The organism is Mesorhizobium sp. M3A.F.Ca.ET.080.04.2.1 (assembly GCF_003952525.1).
Classification (GTDB): domain Bacteria; phylum Pseudomonadota; class Alphaproteobacteria; order Rhizobiales; family Rhizobiaceae; genus Mesorhizobium.
The window spans coordinates 429,523-446,261 of sequence record NZ_CP034451.1 but is presented as its reverse complement, the minus strand read 5'-3'; the positions used below and the strand labels follow the sequence as shown (position 1 = coordinate 446,261).

Sequence of the window (16,739 nt, the reverse complement as noted above, 5' to 3'; positions counted from 1 at the left end):
GAAGATCGCAACCCGCGGATCAGAAGCGGGTCGCTATGCCGAAGTTGAATTCCTGCACGTCGTCGGTCGGCTCTTTCTTGACCGGGACCGCGTAGTCGATGCGGATCGGGCCGAACGGCGAAGCCCACATCAGGCCGACACCAACCGATGCGCGCCACTTCATGTCGGTCGAGGACTGGGTGACACCAGGAGTGTCGATCGCGCTGCCATAAAGCGTCGCGGCATCGGCAAATACTGCACCGCGCAAACCGAAGCTTTCCGGTATGACAGGCAGCGGAAACTGTGCTTCGGCCGAGGCATTGAAATAGGTCGTACCGCCGAGATGGTCACCGGTGTTGGTATCCACAGGGCCGATGCCGCCATATTCGAAGCCGCGGATCATGCGATCGTTGCTTTGGAATTGATCGAAGATCCGCAGGCCATCATCGCCATAGCCCGAGACATGGCCAGCGCCGCCTGAGACGAGGCCGACGAGGTCGAGCTGCTCGGACAAGGTCTGGTAGACGCTCGCGCGTCCGGTCACCTTCACCCACTTGGCATCGCCGCCCAGACCGGCGACCTCGGTCGTGCCGTTGACGTATAACCCTTCATGCGGGTTCTTCATGTCGTCGATGGTGTTGTAGACCAGGCCAAGGCTGACCGACGACTTTATCCACGGGCTATCGGCGACGCCCTCCTGAATGGCCGCGGAGACATCGCACTTTGCTGGATCCAGCACGCCGTTGGTCAAACAGCTATCCGGATAGGAATATTCTTCCTTGGAGATGTTGTAGGCGAGCTGCGTCGAGACGCTGTCGGTGATCGGAAGACCGAAGCGGATAGTCGCACCGGTCGTTTCGGTGTCATAGTGATCGTATTCGCGGGTGGACTGATAGACATCGAAGCCCGCGGCGATACGCCGCCCGAGGAAATAAGGCTCGGTGAAGGAAATGCTGTAGTCGCGGGAGTGCTTGCCGCCGCCGGCCGCCAGCTTGATGTACTGGCCGCGCCCGAGGAAATTGCGCTCGGTGATCGAGCCTTCCACCGAGGGACCGGGCGTGTCGCCGCCGGTCGAATAGCCGGCGCCGATGGAGAATTCACCGGTCGACTTCTCGACCACGTCCACCACCAGGACCACCTGGTCGGGGGCAGAACCCGGAACGGTCGAGATTTCGACTTTCTCAAAATAATTGAGCGCTTCCAGGCGCTTCTTCGCACGCTGGATGAGCACCTGGTTGAAGGCGTCGCCCTCGCTGACGTCGAATTCGCGGCGAATGACATAGTCGCGGGTGCGGTCGTTGCCGCGAATCTCGATGCGTTCGACATAGGCCTTGGTGCCCTGGTCGATGGTGTAGACGACCGAGATCGTATGGTTCTCGAAATTGCGGTCGCCGCGCGGCGTCACCTGGGCGAAGGCATAGCCCGAACCCGCAACCTTCTCGGTCAGGGCTACGATCGTATCCTCGACATCCTTGGCGTTGTAAACGTCGCCCTTGTGGGTCTCGACCACTGATTCGAGCGACTTCGAGTCGACTTCGGGAATGGTGCTCTCGACACTGACGTCGCCGAACGTGTACCGCTCGCCTTCCTGCACGGTGATGGTCACCGTGTATTTGTTGGTCGCCTCGTCGAGTTCGCCGACGGCGGAGACGACCTGGAAGTCGGCATAGCCGTGATTGTAGTAGAACCGGCGCAGCAACTCCTGGTCGGCGCGCAGCTTGTCCTCATCATAGACGTCGTCACGCAGCACGAACGAAAGCCAGGTCGAGCGCTTGGTGTTGATGACGTCGGACAGGCGGCGGCTGGAATAGGCATGATTGCCGACGAAATTGACAGCCGCGATCTGGGTACGCGCGCCCTCGACGATGTTGAAGACGACGTTCACGCGGTTGTCGCCGAGATCCATGATCTGGGTCGTTACCGCGGCATCGTCACGGCCAATGCGCCGGTACGCCGCCTTGACCGATTCGACATCGGCATCAAGCGCTTGCTGCGAAAAGGTCGCGCGCGGCTTCAACTGGATCGCGGCCTGGAGCGCGTTGTCCTTGAGCTTCTTGTTGCCCTGGAAGAGGACCTGGTTGACGACCTTGTACTCGGAAACCTTGACGACCAGCGTGGAGCCGACCTGATTGATCTGCACATCCGAGAACAGTCCTGTGCCGAACAGCGCCTTCACGGCGTCGTCGATATCGGAACTGGAAAACGGCTTGCCAGGCTTGATCGTGATGTAGTTGCGGATGGTGTCGGCATCGACACGCTGGTTACCGCTGACCTCAACCCTCGAGATGACGGCCGCTTCGGCTGCCGATGTCGCAACGAACTGCATTGCGACCGCGCCTGGCAAAACCAGGGCGGCGGACAAAGCCGCCGCGGACGCGGCGCTTAAAAACTTGGATGCTGCCTTCATCGGGCTTTGGTACCTTTTTCTCGTAGTCCCCACGGCGAGAAAACCGGACGTGCGGTAATTTCCCGTACCGTATTAACCGGATTTTCCCTACACGCAAGGCTCCGGGTTAATTTGTATTTACTTAACCGTGATGCGTGGCTTTCGCGTCACGCATATCCCCACGCATGGTAAACGGCGTCTCAACATAGGTGGTGCCGAAGCCAAATTCCTTCATGATTTCAGCACCCAAACAGATCATTCCAGAAAACGAAGAGCATGAACCCGAGCACCAGAAACAGTCCTGTCCGGTAGGCCATTTCCATCATCCGTTCCGACACCGGGCGCCGGATGACCGCCTCGACCCCGTAGAACAACAGATGGCCGCCGTCGAGAGGGGGAATCGGCAGCAGATTGAGAATTCCTATCCCGACCGACAGGAATGCAACAAGCTGTACCAACCACTCGAAGCCGAGCCTTGCTGCCTGGCCAGACATTTTTGCGATCTTGATCGGCCCCCCCAGCTGGCATTTATCCTCGCGGCCGGCAACGAAACGCTTCAGGAACTGACCGGTCCGCTGGATGACATGGCCGGTTTCCTCGACCGCCGCGGCCAGCGCCCCGGCAGGACTGTAGGAAATCAGCCGGGGTTGGCCGAGTTCGGTGTTGTTCACCACTCCGATCACGGCCATTTTGACCTTGTTGCCCAGCGCGTCCTCTTGCTCCATGGGCTCTGGCGTCGCGGTTACGGTGACCTCCTTGCCGTCGCGCAGCATGGTGAAAGCGATGGCGTCGCCGGCGCGGCCGGAAACCATGCGCTGCACGTCGGCAAAGGTTTCCACCTTGCTGCCGTCGACTTTGACGAATCGGTCGCCGGGCTGGATTCCTGCGCGTGCCGCCGGGCTGCCGGTCGTGACCTCGGCTACCATCGGCTCCATGACCGGGCGGCCATAGACAGTGAACAGCACCGCGAAGACAGCTATCGTGAGCAGGAAATTGAACAGCGGGCCGGCGACCACGGTCACCGCTCGCTTCCAGATCGGCTGCGTATGGAAGGCAACCCGGCGCTCGGCCTCGCTCAGTGATTCGATGTCTTCGGCACTCGGCTGGCTCGATGTCGCGTTCATGTCGCCGACAAATTTGACGTAGCCGCCGAGGGGGATGGCGCACAGCTTCCAGCGCGTGCCATGGCGATCATTGAACCCCAGCAGCTCGGGACCGAACCCGATCGAGAAGGCCTTCACGCCAATGCCGCACCAGCGGCCGATCAGGTAATGGCCCATCTCGTGCACGAACACGACGACTGTCAGCACGAACAGAAACGGCACCAGCGTGCCGAGGACAAAGCCTTGCGTGCTGAAGACCGCGTGAAGAATCTCGTTCAACTCATGACCTCAAATTCGCCCGCAGCGAGCGACACTCTCCGCGACTGTGGCATCAATCCGGGCAAATGCGTGGCGCGCCCGGATTTTCGCCAAACGGCAACGCACTCAGTTCGGAAACAGCCCCAGTGCCGGATGGTCGGCGCCCGCCGCAATCCAACCAATGACGTACAGGGCGAAAGCCGCCGCGACAAGCCCGTCCACCCGGTCCATGACGCCGCCGTGGCCCGGGATGAGGTTGCTTGAATCCTTGCAGTCGTGCCGACGCTTGACCCAGGATTCGAACAGGTCGCCGATCTGAGAGACGATCGAGAGCGCCAGCGCAACGAAGCCAAGCTGAACGAGGTTGCCGGCTCCAGCCAGAACTCCCAGCAGCAGGCCGGCGACCACGCCGCCGACCGCGCCGCCAAGCGCGCCGCTCTGTGTCTTGCCTGGCGAGATCGATGGCGCCAATTTCGGTCCGCCGACAGCGCGACCGACGAAATAGGCGGCGATGTCGGTCGCCCACACCACCGCGAACAGGAACAGTATGGCGACCAGGCCGGAATGGTCGTCACCGCGCAGATAGGCCAGCGCAAAGCCGGAAAGTGCCGCATAGGCCAGCCCCGCGGCTTCCCACTGCGCAGTCCGCTGCATGCGTGTGGCGAAAGCCGCGACGGCGACGAGGATCGCGGCAAGGAGCAGCAGCCACAGGGCTGGCAGGCCGGCAATGAGCGCGCCGATGAAAACCAGAATCAGTGCTTCCGGGAGCAAGCCGAGCACGCCGCCCGCGGCGGTCGGACGCGACATGCGCGTCCATTCATAGAAGATGACGGCTGCGATCGCCGCGCAGAACAGGCGGAAAGGCAGTCCGCCAAGCCAGGTGAGCATCAGCGTGACGGCCGCCATAACGATGGCCGAGATGACGCGCTGCTGGAGGTTGCTCATCGCGCGGGTAGCTACGAGGCGACTTCATGGGCGGCCAGCCCACCATAGCGGCGCTCGCGGCCAGCGAAATTGCGAAGGGCCTCGGCGAAATACTCTGCGTTGAAGTCGGGCCAGTAGCAAGGCAGGAAGACGAGCTCGCTGTAGGCCGCTTGCCAGAGGAGAAAATTCGACAGCCTGAGCTCGCCGCTGGTGCGGATGACAAGGTCTGGATCGGGAATGTCATTGGTGTCCAGCGAGCCGGCGAAGCTCTCCGCCGTGATCGCATCGCAATCCATGTCGCCGCGCGCGACGGCAGCAGCCAGCTTGCGCGCCGTGCGCACGATCTCGTCGCGGCCGCCATAGTTGAAGGCAATGACCAGCGTCAGCGCCTCGTTGCCGGCGGTCAGCGACTCGGCCTCCTGCAGCAGCCCTCTGATGTCGGGCTGCAGCCCTTCCCGGTCGCCGATCACCCTCACCCGCACGCCGTTCTGGTGCAGTTCGGCGAGATCGCGGCGAATGAAGAGCTTCAGCAGGCCCATCAGGTCGCTGACCTCGGATTTCGGCCGCGACCAGTTTTCCGAGGAGAAGGCGTAGACGGTCAGGAACGAGATGCCGAGTTCGGGAGCCGCTCGCACCGTCTTGCGCAGGGCTTCGACGCCGGCGCGATGGCCGGCAAGCCTCGGCATGCCGCGCGCTTTGGCCCAGCGTCCATTTCCGTCCATGATGATCGCGACATGCGCGGGCGTTGTCATGGTCTCGCTTTCGAGCCGGTGAGCGACCGACTCTAAACCTGCATGATTTCAGCTTCCTTATCGGAAAGCAGGTGGTCGATGGTGCTGATCATCTCGTCGGTCAACTTCTGGACCTGATCGGAGCGCTTGCGGTGATCGTCCTCGCTGATGTTGCCGTCCTTTTCAGCCTTTTTCAGGAAGTCCATGCCGTCGCGGCGGACATGGCGAACAGCGACGCGGGCGTTCTCGGCATAGCCATGCGAGATCTTGACCAACTCCTTGCGGCGCTGTTCGTTCAGTTCGGGCAGCGGAATCCTCAGATTGGTGCCGTCGACGATCGGATTGAAGCCGAGATTGGCTTCACGTATGGCGCGGTCAACCGCGCCGACCATCGACTTGTCCCAGACCGAGACCGACAGCATGCGCGGCTCCGGCACCGAGATGTTGGCCACCTGGTTGATCGGCATCGCCGTGCCATAGGCCTGAACCTGGATCGCATCGAGCAGGTTGCTGGAGGCGCGGCCGGTTCTCAGCGAGGCGAGATCGTGCTTGAAGGCGGCGATCGCCCCGTCCATGCGTCGCTTGAGGTCGTCGTACTCGCCACTCATGTTCATCTCCTCGACCCGTTCGCCGGGTTCACTGCTTCTCTTCTAGCCCAGTTCTCTTCCAGCCAGGTCCAAAACCGGCGGTCATTCGGCCGACCTGGTCTCGATCAGTTGTCGGCGACGATCGTGCAACGGCCGCCGCCCCTGAGAATGTCGCCGAAACCACCCTTTTCGTGGATCGAATAGACGATTATCGGAATGTTGTTTTCACGCGCAAGTGCAATCGCGGCCGTATCCATGATCGTAAGGCCGCGTTTGATGACTTCGGCATGGCTGATGCGGTCGAAACGTGCCGCATTCGGATCCTTCTTGGGATCGGCCGAGTAGACGCCGTCGACCTGGGTGCCCTTGAACAGCGCGTCGGCGCCGATCTCGGCGGCGCGAAGCGCTGCGGCCGAATCGGTGGTGAAGAACGGATTGCCGGTGCCGCCGGCGAAGATGACCACCTTACCCTGGTTCATATAGGCGGTCGCCTGGCGCTGGGAGAAGCTCTCGCAGAGCTCCGGCATGGCGATGGCCGAAAGCACGACGGCATCGACGCCGATCTTGTTCAGCGACGTGCGCAGCGCCAGCGAGTTGATGACGGTAGCCAACATCCCCATGTGGTCGCCGGTGACACGGTCGCCGCCCTTGGAGGCGACGGCCACACCGCGGAAGATGTTGCCGCCGCCGATGACGACGCCGACCTCGATGCCCAGCGCGCGCGCCTCGGCAATATCGGCCGCGATACGGTCGACGACCGAAACGTCGATGCCGAAATGCTGTTCCCCCATCAGCGCTTCGCCCGAAGCTTTCAGCAAGACACGTCGATAGAGGGGCTTCACCGTCATCTGGTTCCTCGAAAATCTCGGCGCGGCAAATCTGGAGGCGGAAACTGCTCGCCTCGCCTGGCGGCGCTGGCATGACGGGTTGACCCGATACACGAAGGCCGCCGCGATGTCACGCGGCGCCCTTGCGCAAAATACCAGGCTTTTTCGATCATTTGCCATGCTGACCGCGTCGCCTTCTGCCGGGATCGGCGGGGACAGCCGGCAGAGCATTCATCGCCCCCCAAAACGAAAATCGGCCAGGCATCCTTGCGGACACCCGGCCGAGTTGCCTGAGCTGCTTAGCCTTGCTGTGCTTCGGGCTATTTCTTGACCGCGGCCGCGACTTCCGCCGCGAAGTCGGTCTCTTCCTTCTCGATGCCTTCGCCGAGCGCGTAACGCACGTAGCCGGTGATCTTGGCCGGGGCGCCGATCTCTTTCTCGGCATCCTTCAGCGCCTTCTCGACGGTGACGTCGGGGTTGAGCACGAAGGCCTGCTTCAAGAGCACGACCTCTTCATAGAACTTGCGCAGGCGGCCCTCGACCATCTTCTCGATGATCGCTTCCGGTTTGCCGGACTGGCGCGCCTGATCGGAGAAGATTGCCTTCTCACGCTCGACCAGTGCCGGATCGACTTCTTCCGCCGTCAGCGCAACCGGATTGGAGTTTGCGACGTGCATAGCGACCTGGCGGCCAAAGGCATTTGCGGCCTCCGCATTGCCGGTGGTTTCGATAGCAACAAGCACACCGAGCTTGCCGAGGCCGTCCGCGACTTTGTTGTGCACATAATTCGCCACGACACCGTGCGCGACCGCAAGCTTGGCCGAACGACGGAAGCCCATGTTCTCCCCGATGGTGCCGACCGCGTCCTTGATGGTGTCGGTAACCGACTTTTCGGAGCCCGGGTACTTGGCCGCTGCCACGGCCTCGGTCGCGCCGTAAGCGAGCGCGACCTTGGCGACGTTGGCGACGATCTCCTGGAAGGCCGCGTTGCGAGCGACGAAATCGGTCTCGGAATTGACCTCGACGATCGCCGCCTCACGGACGCCGGCATCGACGCCGATCAGGCCCTCGGCCGCGGTGCGGCCGGCCTTCTTGTCGGCCTTGGAGATGCCCTTCTTGCGCAGCCAGTCGACGGCTTCTTCCATGTTGCCGTTGGTTTCATTCAACGCCGCCTTGCAATCCATCATGCCCGCGCCGGTCAAGTCGCGGAGTTCTTTGACCTGTGCAGCCGAAATGCTCATTTTCGCCTCTTTGTTTCAAAAGCGCCGACGCACCATCGAATCTCGATGATGCGCCCGGCAAAAGCGCTCTAGCGCGCCAATTTATTGGAAAGATGAAGGCCGCAGGCGGCCTTCGCTATCAAGCTTCCGGAGCCTCGGCGGCCGGGGTGTCGAGTGCAGGCTCAACCGGAGCCTCGGCCGACGCGCCGATATCCATGCCGAGCGCGCCCTGCTGGCGGGCGATGCCGTCGATCGCAGCCTTGGCGATCAGATCGCAATAGAGCTGGATGGCGCGCGCTGCGTCGTCATTGCCGGGGATCGGGAAGTCGATCTTCTCCGGGTCGCAGTTGGAATCGATGATGGCGACGACCGGAATACCCAGGCGCTTGGCCTCGAGGATAGCGATCGCTTCCTTGTTGGTGTCGATGACAAACATCAGATCCGGCGTCGAGCCCATGTCCTTGATGCCGCCCAGCGCCTTGTTGAGCTTCTCGCGCTCGCGGTCGAGGTTGAGGCGCTCCTTCTTGGTCAGGCCCTGGGCCTCGCCGGCGAGCGTCTCGTCGAGCTTGCGCAGGCGCTGGATCGAGTTCGAGATCGTCTTCCAGTTGGTCAGCATGCCGCCCAGCCAACGCGAGTTGACATAGTACTGGGCCGAACGCTGCGCGGCGTCGGCGACGATGTCCGACGCCTGGCGCTTGGTGCCGACGAACAGCACGCGGCCGCCCTTGGCGACGGTGTCGGAAACCTGCTTCAGCGCCTGGTGCAGCAGCGGCACCGTCTGCGACAGGTCGATGATGTGGATGTTGTTGCGGGCGCCGTAGATGTAAGGCGCCATTTTCGGGTTCCAGCGATGGGTCTGGTGGCCGAAGTGAACACCAGCTTCCAAAAGCTGGCGCATGCTGAAATCTGGCAGAGCCATTCTTTAGTTCCTTTCCGGTTGGCCTCCACGGACACAGGCATTTCGGATGGATTTCCTAGATGCCACCGGAGGTTTCAGCCGGATTTCTCCCGGGCAGACACCAAAGTCCGTGTGTGGAATGAGCGCGCATATAGAGGGGAAGCGCCACAAACGCAAGCCGGGCGCCGGCAAACTGTCGTAAGCACATGGTTGTCCGGATTAGGCAGCAGATGATCTGTCCGGTTTTATCGGCAGTCCGATGGAGGCTGCGGACGGGCCGGACGGCATGGCAGAAGTTTCGGGACGTTTTGAGCCCGCTGGAACGCGGGGCGCCGTTTTGCCTGCGGCGATATGCGCAGCCAAAGCATGTGCGCCCAGAAACGTGCTGCGGTTCTGGGATAACGATATGCAGTCAGCGTCTTATCTTGCCGTTCGGCACCCGCACCCGGCGAAAGATAGCGACGATCTCCTCGCGGCTGCATTCGACCGCGCCCAGCCGCACGGCGCGGTCGCGCTCGAAACCGGTGATATCGTAATGGGGGGCCGAAGTCTTGGGCGGCCCCTGGTAGGACGAACGCTTGAGGCCGAGTTCGGCGGCAAAGCGATGGAGTTCGTCCGTATCGTCCGCCAGCAGGTGGCACCAGCGATGGCCGGCCCATTTCCAGATCGCCGCATCGACATAGACCGCCATCAGGTCCACCGCCTCGCAGAAGCCTTACGCATGGCATCGGAGCCAAGCGCACAAGGCGGGCCACCTGTCGTCAAAGCGCTGCTATTTGGAAGCCGGGCAAGGCTTGGTCTGATCGAATAGCGACAGGTTGACCAGCTTGCCGGTCATCGAGAAGTCGCCATAGTCCATGACCAGGTCGCGTGTGATGCCGTTCTCGTGCAGCTTGAAGCTGATCCGGTACTCCGGCACCTCTTCGCCGCTCTTGTCGGTCTCGTCGAAATAGGCGATGTCGACGGGCCAGTATTTGTCGGTCGCGAGCTTCGCCAGCGCCGGCGCTTCCGGGTCGGACTTGTCGGAATCCGTCTTCTTGCCGACCACGACCGTGGTCGTCATCACCTTGTTGGCGTCCTCCGAGCCGTCGAACAGATTGGTCTGGTAGAAGTTCTGGCCCTCCTCGGCCTTGCCGATGAGTTCGACGAGATGCTGGGTGGGAAACTGGGTGGCGGCGAGCTCGAGGGTGTTCTTTTCGGGCTTGTCGATATCGACCTTTAGGCCCTTGGCCTCTCTGATCGCGGTGCCCTTGACCTCCTTGTCGAGGTTCTGGTCGACGAAGGACTTTGTCACGAAGGAAAAGGTCTTGCCTTCCGCGTCCTCGAAGGTGGTCGTCTGCTGGTCGGTCAGCCTTGTGTTGTCGTTGGTCACGATCTGGGTGACGAAGCGAAACTTCACCGTGTAGCCCTCGCAGGGCGAGCCGTTGAACTCATACACCATGCGGCCGGAAATGCCGGTTATCCCCGAGCGGTCGGACGCCTTGTTGAGGGTCAGATCGTAAACGGCCCGATGCGCCTGCAGCGCGGGCACGGCAAAGGCCGGAGCCATCGGGATGGCCGTCGACAGGAGAGCGGCGGAAAGGAAAAGGCGCGTCACGCGCATGAAGTGCTCCGATCGTCGCGGCCGATGGCAAGCCGCAGGGAAAGATGGTCCAGCTTAAAAAAAGTCGTGGCGGAAGCGAGGCAAAAATAGCAATTTCGGCCCCACCGACGCGCCACCTTCCAGCAATAGGGAAAACCAATGAGCGAAACAATCGAAAAGCGGCTAAGCGATCTCGGCGTCACCATTCCGGCCGCCGCAGCCCCTGCCGCCAACTATGTGCCTTATTGCAGGACCGGCAACACCTTGTTCACCGCCGGCCAACTGCCCATCTTGGACGGCAGGCTGGTAACCGGGCTGCTTGGCCGCGACATCGACACGGCCGCCGCCAAGGAGGGGGCGAAGTTCTGCGCCATCAATATATTGGCGCAGGCTAAGGCCGCGCTCGGCGATCTGGAAAAGATCCGCCGGCTGGTCAAGATTACGGTGTTCGTCGCTTCGGCGCCCGACTTCGTCGAGCAGCATCTGGTTGCCAACGGCGCTTCCGATTTTCTGGTCGCCGCGCTTGGCGAACGCGGCAAGCATGCCCGCTCGGCCGTCGGCACGGCCTCGCTGCCGCTCAATGCCGCGGTGGAAATCGAAGCGATCTTCGAAGTCGAGTGAACGAGCCTGATATGACCGACCTTTCCTGGCTGATTGCGCGCCCCGTCGCGCATCGCGGCTTTCATGACACGAACAAGACGCGGTGGGAGAACACGCTGTCGGCCTTCGCGGCGGCAGCCGAGCGCGGCTATGCGATCGAATGCGACGTGCATATCTCGGCCGACGGCGTCCCGATCGTCATCCACGACGGTGATCTGAAGCGCCTGACCGGCGAGGACGGTTTCATCTGGCAGCGCACTGCGGGCGAACTGGCCACGCTCAAAGTAGGCGGCACCGCCGACCATCTGCCGACGCTGCAGGAAGCGCTGGATCTGATCGACGGCCGCGTCCCGCTTGTCGTCGAACTGAAAGGCGTGCCCGGCCATGACAAGGATCTGGTGGCGAGCGTCGGCCGGCTGCTCAAGCGCTACAAGGGCAAGGTCGCGATCATGTCGTTCGACCACTGGCTGATCCGCGATTTCGCCAGGGACGCGCCGGGCATTCCGGGTGGGCTGACCGCCTATGGCAAGGAGAACCAGTTGATCGAGGCGCATTTTTCCATGCTGGCGCATGACATCGCCTTTACCTCCTATGCTGCTGGCGACCTGCCGAACCCCTTCGTCAGCTTCGTGCGTGAAAAGCTCAAGATGCCGGTGATCACCTGGACCGTTCTCGACCAGCCGGCGGTCGACCTCACCTTTAGATATGCCGACCAGATGACCTTCGAGGGATTCGAGCCCGATCTGGTCAAAATCGCCTGAGGCAGTACCTGAAACGTGACTTGTAGCGCCCTCGGCAACGCTTAAATAAGCGCCATGGATCAGGGTGAAGACGACGATGGACACGCGGCGGATGCGAACTATGCGATCCGCGTCGCGGCGGGCATCGGCGCCTTTACCTGCGAGGAATGGAATGGCTTTGCCGGAACCTCGCGGGGCGACAAAGAAAACGGCTACAACCCGCTCGTTTCGTTCGCCTTCCTAAGCGCTCTCGAAGACTCCGGTTGCGCCGTGCGACGCACCGGCTGGCAAGGCCACCACCTGAGGCTGGAGACGGCCCAAGGCAAGCTGCTCGGCGCCGTTCCCTGTTATCTCAAGTCGCACAGCCAGGGCGAATATGTATTCGATCATGGCTGGTCCGACGCGTTCGAGCGCGCCGGCGGGCGCTATTACCCCAAGCTGCAGTGCTCGGTGCCGTTCACGCCGGTGACCGGCCCTCGCCTGCTCGTCGGCAAGGGTGAGGACGCCAGCGCCGTGAAGGCGGGCCTCGCCGCCGGTCTCAGGATGGTGACCGACAGGCTTGGCGTCTCCTCTGCCCATGTCACCTTCGCGAGCGAACCCGACGTTAGGACGCTGGAAGCGGCGAGCTTCCTGCACCGCACTGACCAGCAGTTCCATTTCTTCAACGAGGGGTTTTCCAGCTATGACGACTTCCTCGCCACGCTTGCCTCGCGCAAGCGCAAGGCGATGAAGAAGGAGCGGCGCGAGGCGCTGGCGGACGGCATCAGCATCGACTGGCTGACCGGCAAGGACCTGACCGAAAAGGTATGGGACGACTTCTTTGCCTTCTACATGGACACCGGCGGGCGGAAATGGGGCCGGCCTTACCTCAACCGCCAGTTCTTCTCGCTGATCGGCGAGCGCATGGCTGACGACATTCTCCTGGTGATGGCCAAGCGCAGCGGTCGCTACATCGCGGGGGCCATCAACTTCATTGGATCGGACGCGCTCTACGGCCGCAACTGGGGCTGCATCGAGGATCATCCCTTCCTGCATTTCGAAGTCTGCTACCATCAGGCGATCGACTTCGCGATCGAGCGCAAGCTGAAGGTGGTCGAAGCTGGCGCGCAAGGCGAGCACAAGCTGGCGCGCGGCTACCGGCCGGTGACCATGCATTCGGCGCACTACATCTCCCATCCGGGCCTGCGCAATGCGGTCGCCGACTATCTGCGCCGCGAGCGTCGCGAGGTCGAACGGATGGGCGAATATCTCGAGGAGCACACGCCGTTCCGCAAGGATCTCGGGGAATAGGCCCAGGCGTGTCCCGGCTTGCCGCACCGTCTTGCCGCTTGGAACCGGCTTCGCTACACCGGACGAAACAGCAATCGGGAGTGCCGATCATGACCGAAGCCGCTTACGACCCCGGCAACATCTTCGCCAAGATATTGCGCGGCGAGATTCCGTCGCAACGCGTCTATGAGGATGACGCTGTCGTTGCCTTCATGGACGTGATGCCGCAAGGGATTGGCCATACGCTGGTGGTGCCGAAGGCGCCCTCGCGCAACATCCTCGACGCCGATCCCGCCTCGTTCGGTGCGCTTTTTGCCGTTGTGCAGAAGGTGGCTGTCGCCGTGAAGAGAGCCTTCAGCGCCGACGGCGTCACCATCCTGCAGTTCAACGAGCCCGCCTCGGGACAGACGGTCTATCACCTCCACGTCCACGTCATACCGCGCTTCGAAGGCGTGCCGCTGAAGCCGCACAGCGGGCAGATGGAGAAACCTGAGGTGCTGGCGGAAAATGCCGGCAAGATACGCGCGGCGCTCGCAAGCTGAGACAGGCGCCTCTGCATTCTCGTGCGCCGCCCTAAAAAAAGCCCCGTCGCCGGGGCTTTTTTGCATTTTGAGAAGGACTTCTTAGCCCTTGCGCGGCAGTTGCGGCACCAGGCTGCGCTTGCCGCCGTCCTTGCCCTTCGGCTCCTGCTTCGCCACTGCCTTCTTGGCCGGCTTCTTCGCCGGGGCCTTGCGGGCTTTCGGCGCGTTCTCGGGCTCTTCCTTCTTCGGCTTCACCGGGGCCTCGTCGGCCAGCGACTCGAGCTTCAGCCCGGTCTCGCCGGTTTCCTTCTTCTCGACGGTGACGCGCACCGTGCCGCCCTTCTTCAGCTTGCCGAACAGCACCTCGTCCGCCAGCGGCTTCTTGATGTGTTCCTGGATGACGCGACCCAGCGGACGCGCACCCATGCGCTCGTCATAGCCCTTGTCGGCCAGCCAGGCGATCGCCTCGGGAGCAAGGTCGAAGGTAACGCCACGCTCGGAAAGCTGGGCTTCCAGCTGCATGACGAACTTCTGCACCACCTGATGGATCACCGGCACCGGCAGCGAGCCGAACGGAATGATCGCATCGAGACGGTTGCGGAACTCCGGCGTGAACAGCCTGTTGATCGCCTCGACGTCGTCGCCTTCCCGCTTGGTCGAGCCGAAGCCGATCGCCGCCCGCTGCGCATCCGACGCGCCGGCATTGGTGGTCATGATCAGGATGACGTTGCGGAAGTCGATCTGCTTGCCGTTGTGGTCGGTCAGCTTGCCGTGATCCATGACCTGCAACAGTATGTTGAACAGGTCCGGATGCGCCTTCTCGACCTCGTCGAGCAGCAGCACGCAATGCGGATGCTGGTCCACGCCATCGGTCAGGAGGCCGCCCTGGTCGAAGCCGACATAGCCGGGAGGCGCGCCGATCAGCCGCGAGACGGTGTGGCGCTCCATATATTCCGACATGTCGAAACGGATCAGTTCGACGCCCAGCGAGGCGGCAAGCTGCTTGGCGACTTCGGTCTTGCCGACGCCGGTGGGGCCGGAGAACAGGTAGGATCCGATCGGCTTTTCCGGCTCGCGCAGGCCGGCCCGCGCCAGCTTGATCGCCGAGGTCAGAGCGGTGATCGCGGTATCCTGGCCATAGACGACGCGCTTCAGCTCGACATCGAGGCCCTGCAGCACCTTCTCGTCGTCGGCCGAGACCGTCTTCGGCGGGATGCGCGCCATGGTGGCGATTGTTGCCTCGATCTCCCTGATGCCGATCGTCTTCTTGCGCTTGGCCTCCGGCACCAGCATTTGCGAGGCGCCGGTCTCGTCGATCACGTCGATCGCCTTGTCGGGCAGCTTGCGGTCGTTGATGTAGCGGGCCGAGAGTTCGACCGAGGCCTTGATGGCTTCGCTCGTGTAGCGGACCTTGTGGAACTCCTCGAAATAGGGCTTCAGGCCCTTCATGATCTCGATGGCGTCCTCGACCGTCGGCTCATTGACGTCGATCTTCTGGAAGCGCCGCACCAGCGCGCGGTCCTTCTCGAAGAACTGGCGGAACTCCTTGTAGGTGGTGGAGCCGATGCAGCGGATGGCGCCGGACGAGAGCGCCGGCTTCAACAGGTTCGACGCATCCATGGCACCACCGGAAGTGGCCCCTGCCCCGATCACCGTATGGATCTCGTCGATGAACAGCACCGCGCCCGGATAGTCCTCGAGTTCCTTGACGACCTGCTTCAGCCGTTCCTCGAAGTCGCCGCGATAACGCGTGCCGGCCAGCAGCGTGCCCATGTCGAGCGCGAAGATGGTGGCGTCCTGCAGCACTTCTGGCACATCGCGTTCGACGATGCGCTTGGCCAGGCCTTCGGCAATCGCCGTCTTGCCGACGCCGGGATCGCCGACATAGAGCGGGTTGTTCTTGGAGCGGCGGCACAACACCTGGATGGTGCGGCTGATCTCGCTTTCACGTCCGATCAGCGGGTCGATCTTGCCGGATCTCGCCTTGTTGTTGAGGTTGACGCAATAGGCCGTCAGCGCGTCCTGCTGCTTCTTCTTGCCGCTCTCTTCCTGCGGCTCGGCGCCGTTCTGGCCGCCCTGCTCGTCCTCTGCGCCGCGCGGCGTGCGCGACTCCGAGGCACCGGGCCGCTTGGCGATGCCATGCGAGATATAGTTGACCGCGTCGTAGCGGGTCATCTGCTGTTCCTGCAGGAAATAGGCGGCGTGGCTCTCGCGCTCGGCGAAGATGGCGACGAGCACGTTGGCGCCGGACACCTCCTCGCGGCCGGACGACTGCACATGGATGACGGCGCGCTGGATGACGCGCTGGAACCCGGCGGTCGGCTTGGAGTCTTCATCGTAGCCGGTGACGAGGTTGTCGAGCTCGGTGTCGATATAGGTCAGAACCGTGTGCTTGAGCTCGTCGAGATCGACATTGCAGGCGCGCATCACGGCGGCCGCCTCGGTGTCGTCGATCAATGCAAGCAGCAGGTGCTCGAGCGTGGCATATTCATGATGCCGCTCGTTGGCGAACGTCAGCGCCTGATGCAGCGCCTTTTCCAGGCCTTGTGAGAAAGCCGGCATGTTACCTCACTTCTTCTCCATCACGCATTGCAGCGGATGCTGATTCTGTCGGGCGAAATCCATGACCTGAGACACTTTGGTCTCGGCCACCTCGAATGTGTAGACCCCGCACTCGCCCACTCCATGATTATGAACATGCAGCATGATGCGTGTGGCGGCCTCGCGGTCCTTCTGGAAGAAACGCTCCAGCACGTGAACCACGAACTCCATCGGAGTGTAGTCGTCATTCAGGATGAGGACCCTGTAGAGACTGGGCTTCTTGGTCTTGGTTTTGGTGCGCGTGATGACAGCGGTGCCGCGACCGGGATCGTTGCGGTCGCCGTCATTCTGCATTCGCACCACGTCTGCCGTGGCAGTCAAACCGATCGTCACGTAGTCCTGCCTCTTCGAATCCCCATGCGAGTTCAACATGTAGGTTCTCGATGGCCGATTTTAAGCCCTTCTGTTTAGCTGACAATATGGCTAGGTGAGCAAACCTCAGCGAATTTCTCAATCGTGAATGCGGCAGGGGCCAAGCGGTTGCGGCCGCGCACAAAAAAACCCGGCCGCGCA

General features: G+C 62.2%; 16 protein-coding genes. 4 read left to right on the top strand and 12 right to left on the bottom strand.

The features are described from left to right. Window positions 1-19 precede the first annotated feature (19 nt). From bamA to EJ074_RS01955, 10 genes are all read right to left on the bottom strand, one after another. Window positions 20-2,386: an outer membrane protein assembly factor BamA gene (bamA, locus tag EJ074_RS02000; protein ID WP_095805894.1), complete on the bottom strand. Its 2,367-nt coding sequence runs from the start codon at window positions 2,384-2,386 to the stop codon at window positions 20-22. Between the two features lie 218 nt (window positions 2,387-2,604). Continuing rightward, entirely contained in the window at window positions 2,605-3,747 is a 1,143-nt protein-coding gene (gene rseP / locus EJ074_RS01995) for an RIP metalloprotease RseP (protein WP_095805895.1), read from the bottom strand. 105 nt (window positions 3,748-3,852) lie between these two features. Further along, a complete protein-coding gene (locus EJ074_RS01990) occupies window positions 3,853-4,671 on the bottom strand; it encodes a phosphatidate cytidylyltransferase (RefSeq protein WP_095805896.1) in 819 nt (272 codons plus the stop codon). 11 nt (window positions 4,672-4,682) lie between these two features. Continuing rightward, complete coding sequence (locus EJ074_RS01985; RefSeq protein ID WP_095805897.1) at window positions 4,683-5,402, bottom strand: isoprenyl transferase; 720 nt, start codon at window positions 5,400-5,402, stop codon at window positions 4,683-4,685. 32 nt (window positions 5,403-5,434) lie between these two features. Then, window positions 5,435-5,989: a ribosome recycling factor gene (gene frr / locus EJ074_RS01980; RefSeq protein ID WP_095806146.1), complete on the bottom strand. Its 555-nt coding sequence runs from the start codon at window positions 5,987-5,989 to the stop codon at window positions 5,435-5,437. A gap of 104 nt (window positions 5,990-6,093) precedes the next feature. After that, the gene (pyrH, locus tag EJ074_RS01975; protein WP_095805898.1) at window positions 6,094-6,816 is read right to left on the bottom strand and encodes a UMP kinase; all 723 of its coding nucleotides are present in this window, start codon (window positions 6,814-6,816) and stop codon (window positions 6,094-6,096) included. Between the two features lie 299 nt (window positions 6,817-7,115). Beyond that, complete coding sequence (gene tsf / locus EJ074_RS01970; RefSeq protein WP_095805899.1) at window positions 7,116-8,036, bottom strand: translation elongation factor Ts; 921 nt, start codon at window positions 8,034-8,036, stop codon at window positions 7,116-7,118. A 118-nt stretch (window positions 8,037-8,154) separates the two neighbouring features. Continuing rightward, window positions 8,155-8,934, bottom strand: coding sequence for a 30S ribosomal protein S2 (gene rpsB, locus EJ074_RS01965; RefSeq protein WP_095805900.1), 780 nt, complete (start codon window positions 8,932-8,934; stop codon window positions 8,155-8,157). Window positions 8,935-9,325: 391 nt separating this feature from the next. After that, complete coding sequence (locus EJ074_RS01960) at window positions 9,326-9,604, bottom strand: DUF4031 domain-containing protein (protein WP_095806147.1); 279 nt, start codon at window positions 9,602-9,604, stop codon at window positions 9,326-9,328. Between the two features lie 81 nt (window positions 9,605-9,685). Next, window positions 9,686-10,516 carry a cell envelope integrity EipB family protein gene (locus EJ074_RS01955; protein WP_095805901.1) on the bottom strand — a complete coding sequence of 277 codons (831 nt, stop codon included), beginning with the start codon at window positions 10,514-10,516 and terminating at the stop codon, window positions 9,686-9,688. A gap of 138 nt (window positions 10,517-10,654) precedes the next feature. Here EJ074_RS01955 and EJ074_RS01950 point away from each other — a divergent pair, with 138 nt between their 5' ends. The 4 genes from EJ074_RS01950 to EJ074_RS01935 all read left to right on the top strand — a co-directional run bounded on the left by EJ074_RS01950 (window position 10,655) and on the right by EJ074_RS01935 (window position 13,646). Beyond that, window positions 10,655-11,116, top strand: coding sequence for a RidA family protein (locus EJ074_RS01950; RefSeq protein ID WP_095805902.1), 462 nt, complete (start codon window positions 10,655-10,657; stop codon window positions 11,114-11,116). 11 nt (window positions 11,117-11,127) lie between these two features. Further along, entirely contained in the window at window positions 11,128-11,856 is a 729-nt protein-coding gene (locus EJ074_RS01945) for a glycerophosphodiester phosphodiesterase (protein ID WP_095805903.1), read from the top strand. A 54-nt stretch (window positions 11,857-11,910) separates the two neighbouring features. Continuing rightward, a complete protein-coding gene (locus EJ074_RS01940) occupies window positions 11,911-13,125 on the top strand; it encodes a GNAT family N-acetyltransferase (protein WP_095805904.1) in 1,215 nt (404 codons plus the stop codon). 89 nt (window positions 13,126-13,214) lie between these two features. Continuing rightward, complete coding sequence (locus tag EJ074_RS01935; protein WP_095806148.1) at window positions 13,215-13,646, top strand: HIT family protein; 432 nt, start codon at window positions 13,215-13,217, stop codon at window positions 13,644-13,646. A gap of 81 nt (window positions 13,647-13,727) precedes the next feature. On the opposite strand, the gene clpA is transcribed toward EJ074_RS01935, so the two are convergent. Both clpA and clpS read right to left on the bottom strand, forming a co-directional pair. After that, window positions 13,728-16,187 (bottom strand): ATP-dependent Clp protease ATP-binding subunit ClpA, encoded by a 2,460-nt coding sequence (gene clpA / locus EJ074_RS01930; RefSeq protein ID WP_095805905.1) that lies wholly within the window; start codon window positions 16,185-16,187, stop codon window positions 13,728-13,730. 6 nt (window positions 16,188-16,193) lie between these two features. Continuing rightward, window positions 16,194-16,520 carry an ATP-dependent Clp protease adapter ClpS gene (clpS, locus tag EJ074_RS01925; RefSeq protein ID WP_165350036.1) on the bottom strand — a complete coding sequence of 109 codons (327 nt, stop codon included), beginning with the start codon at window positions 16,518-16,520 and terminating at the stop codon, window positions 16,194-16,196. Between the last annotated feature and the right edge of the window lie 219 nt (window positions 16,521-16,739).

Excerpts from the sequence above, each read along its gene's own strand:
- bamA (WP_095805894.1), bottom strand. The coding sequence starts at position 2,386 with ATGAAGGCAGCATCCAAGTTTTTAAGCGCCGCGTCCGCGGCGGCTTTG.
- EJ074_RS01990 (WP_095805896.1), bottom strand. The coding sequence starts at position 4,671 with ATGAGCAACCTCCAGCAGCGCGTCATCTCGGCCATCGTTATGGCGGCC.
- EJ074_RS01985 (WP_095805897.1), bottom strand. The coding sequence starts at position 5,402 with ATGACAACGCCCGCGCATGTCGCGATCATCATGGACGGAAATGGACGC.
- frr (WP_095806146.1), bottom strand. The coding sequence starts at position 5,989 with ATGAGTGGCGAGTACGACGACCTCAAGCGACGCATGGACGGGGCGATC.
- pyrH (WP_095805898.1), bottom strand. The coding sequence starts at position 6,816 with ATGACGGTGAAGCCCCTCTATCGACGTGTCTTGCTGAAAGCTTCGGGC.
- tsf (WP_095805899.1), bottom strand. The coding sequence starts at position 8,036 with ATGAGCATTTCGGCTGCACAGGTCAAAGAACTCCGCGACTTGACCGGC.
- rpsB (WP_095805900.1), bottom strand. The coding sequence starts at position 8,934 with ATGGCTCTGCCAGATTTCAGCATGCGCCAGCTTTTGGAAGCTGGTGTT.
- EJ074_RS01960 (WP_095806147.1), bottom strand. The coding sequence starts at position 9,604 with ATGGCGGTCTATGTCGATGCGGCGATCTGGAAATGGGCCGGCCATCGC.
- EJ074_RS01955 (WP_095805901.1), bottom strand. The coding sequence starts at position 10,516 with ATGCGCGTGACGCGCCTTTTCCTTTCCGCCGCTCTCCTGTCGACGGCC.
- EJ074_RS01950 (WP_095805902.1), top strand. The coding sequence starts at position 10,655 with ATGAGCGAAACAATCGAAAAGCGGCTAAGCGATCTCGGCGTCACCATT.
- EJ074_RS01945 (WP_095805903.1), top strand. The coding sequence starts at position 11,128 with ATGACCGACCTTTCCTGGCTGATTGCGCGCCCCGTCGCGCATCGCGGC.
- EJ074_RS01940 (WP_095805904.1), top strand. The coding sequence starts at position 11,911 with ATGGATCAGGGTGAAGACGACGATGGACACGCGGCGGATGCGAACTAT.
- EJ074_RS01935 (WP_095806148.1), top strand. The coding sequence starts at position 13,215 with ATGACCGAAGCCGCTTACGACCCCGGCAACATCTTCGCCAAGATATTG.
- clpA (WP_095805905.1), bottom strand. The coding sequence starts at position 16,187 with ATGCCGGCTTTCTCACAAGGCCTGGAAAAGGCGCTGCATCAGGCGCTG.
- clpS (WP_165350036.1), bottom strand. The coding sequence starts at position 16,520 with ATGCAGAATGACGGCGACCGCAACGATCCCGGTCGCGGCACCGCTGTC.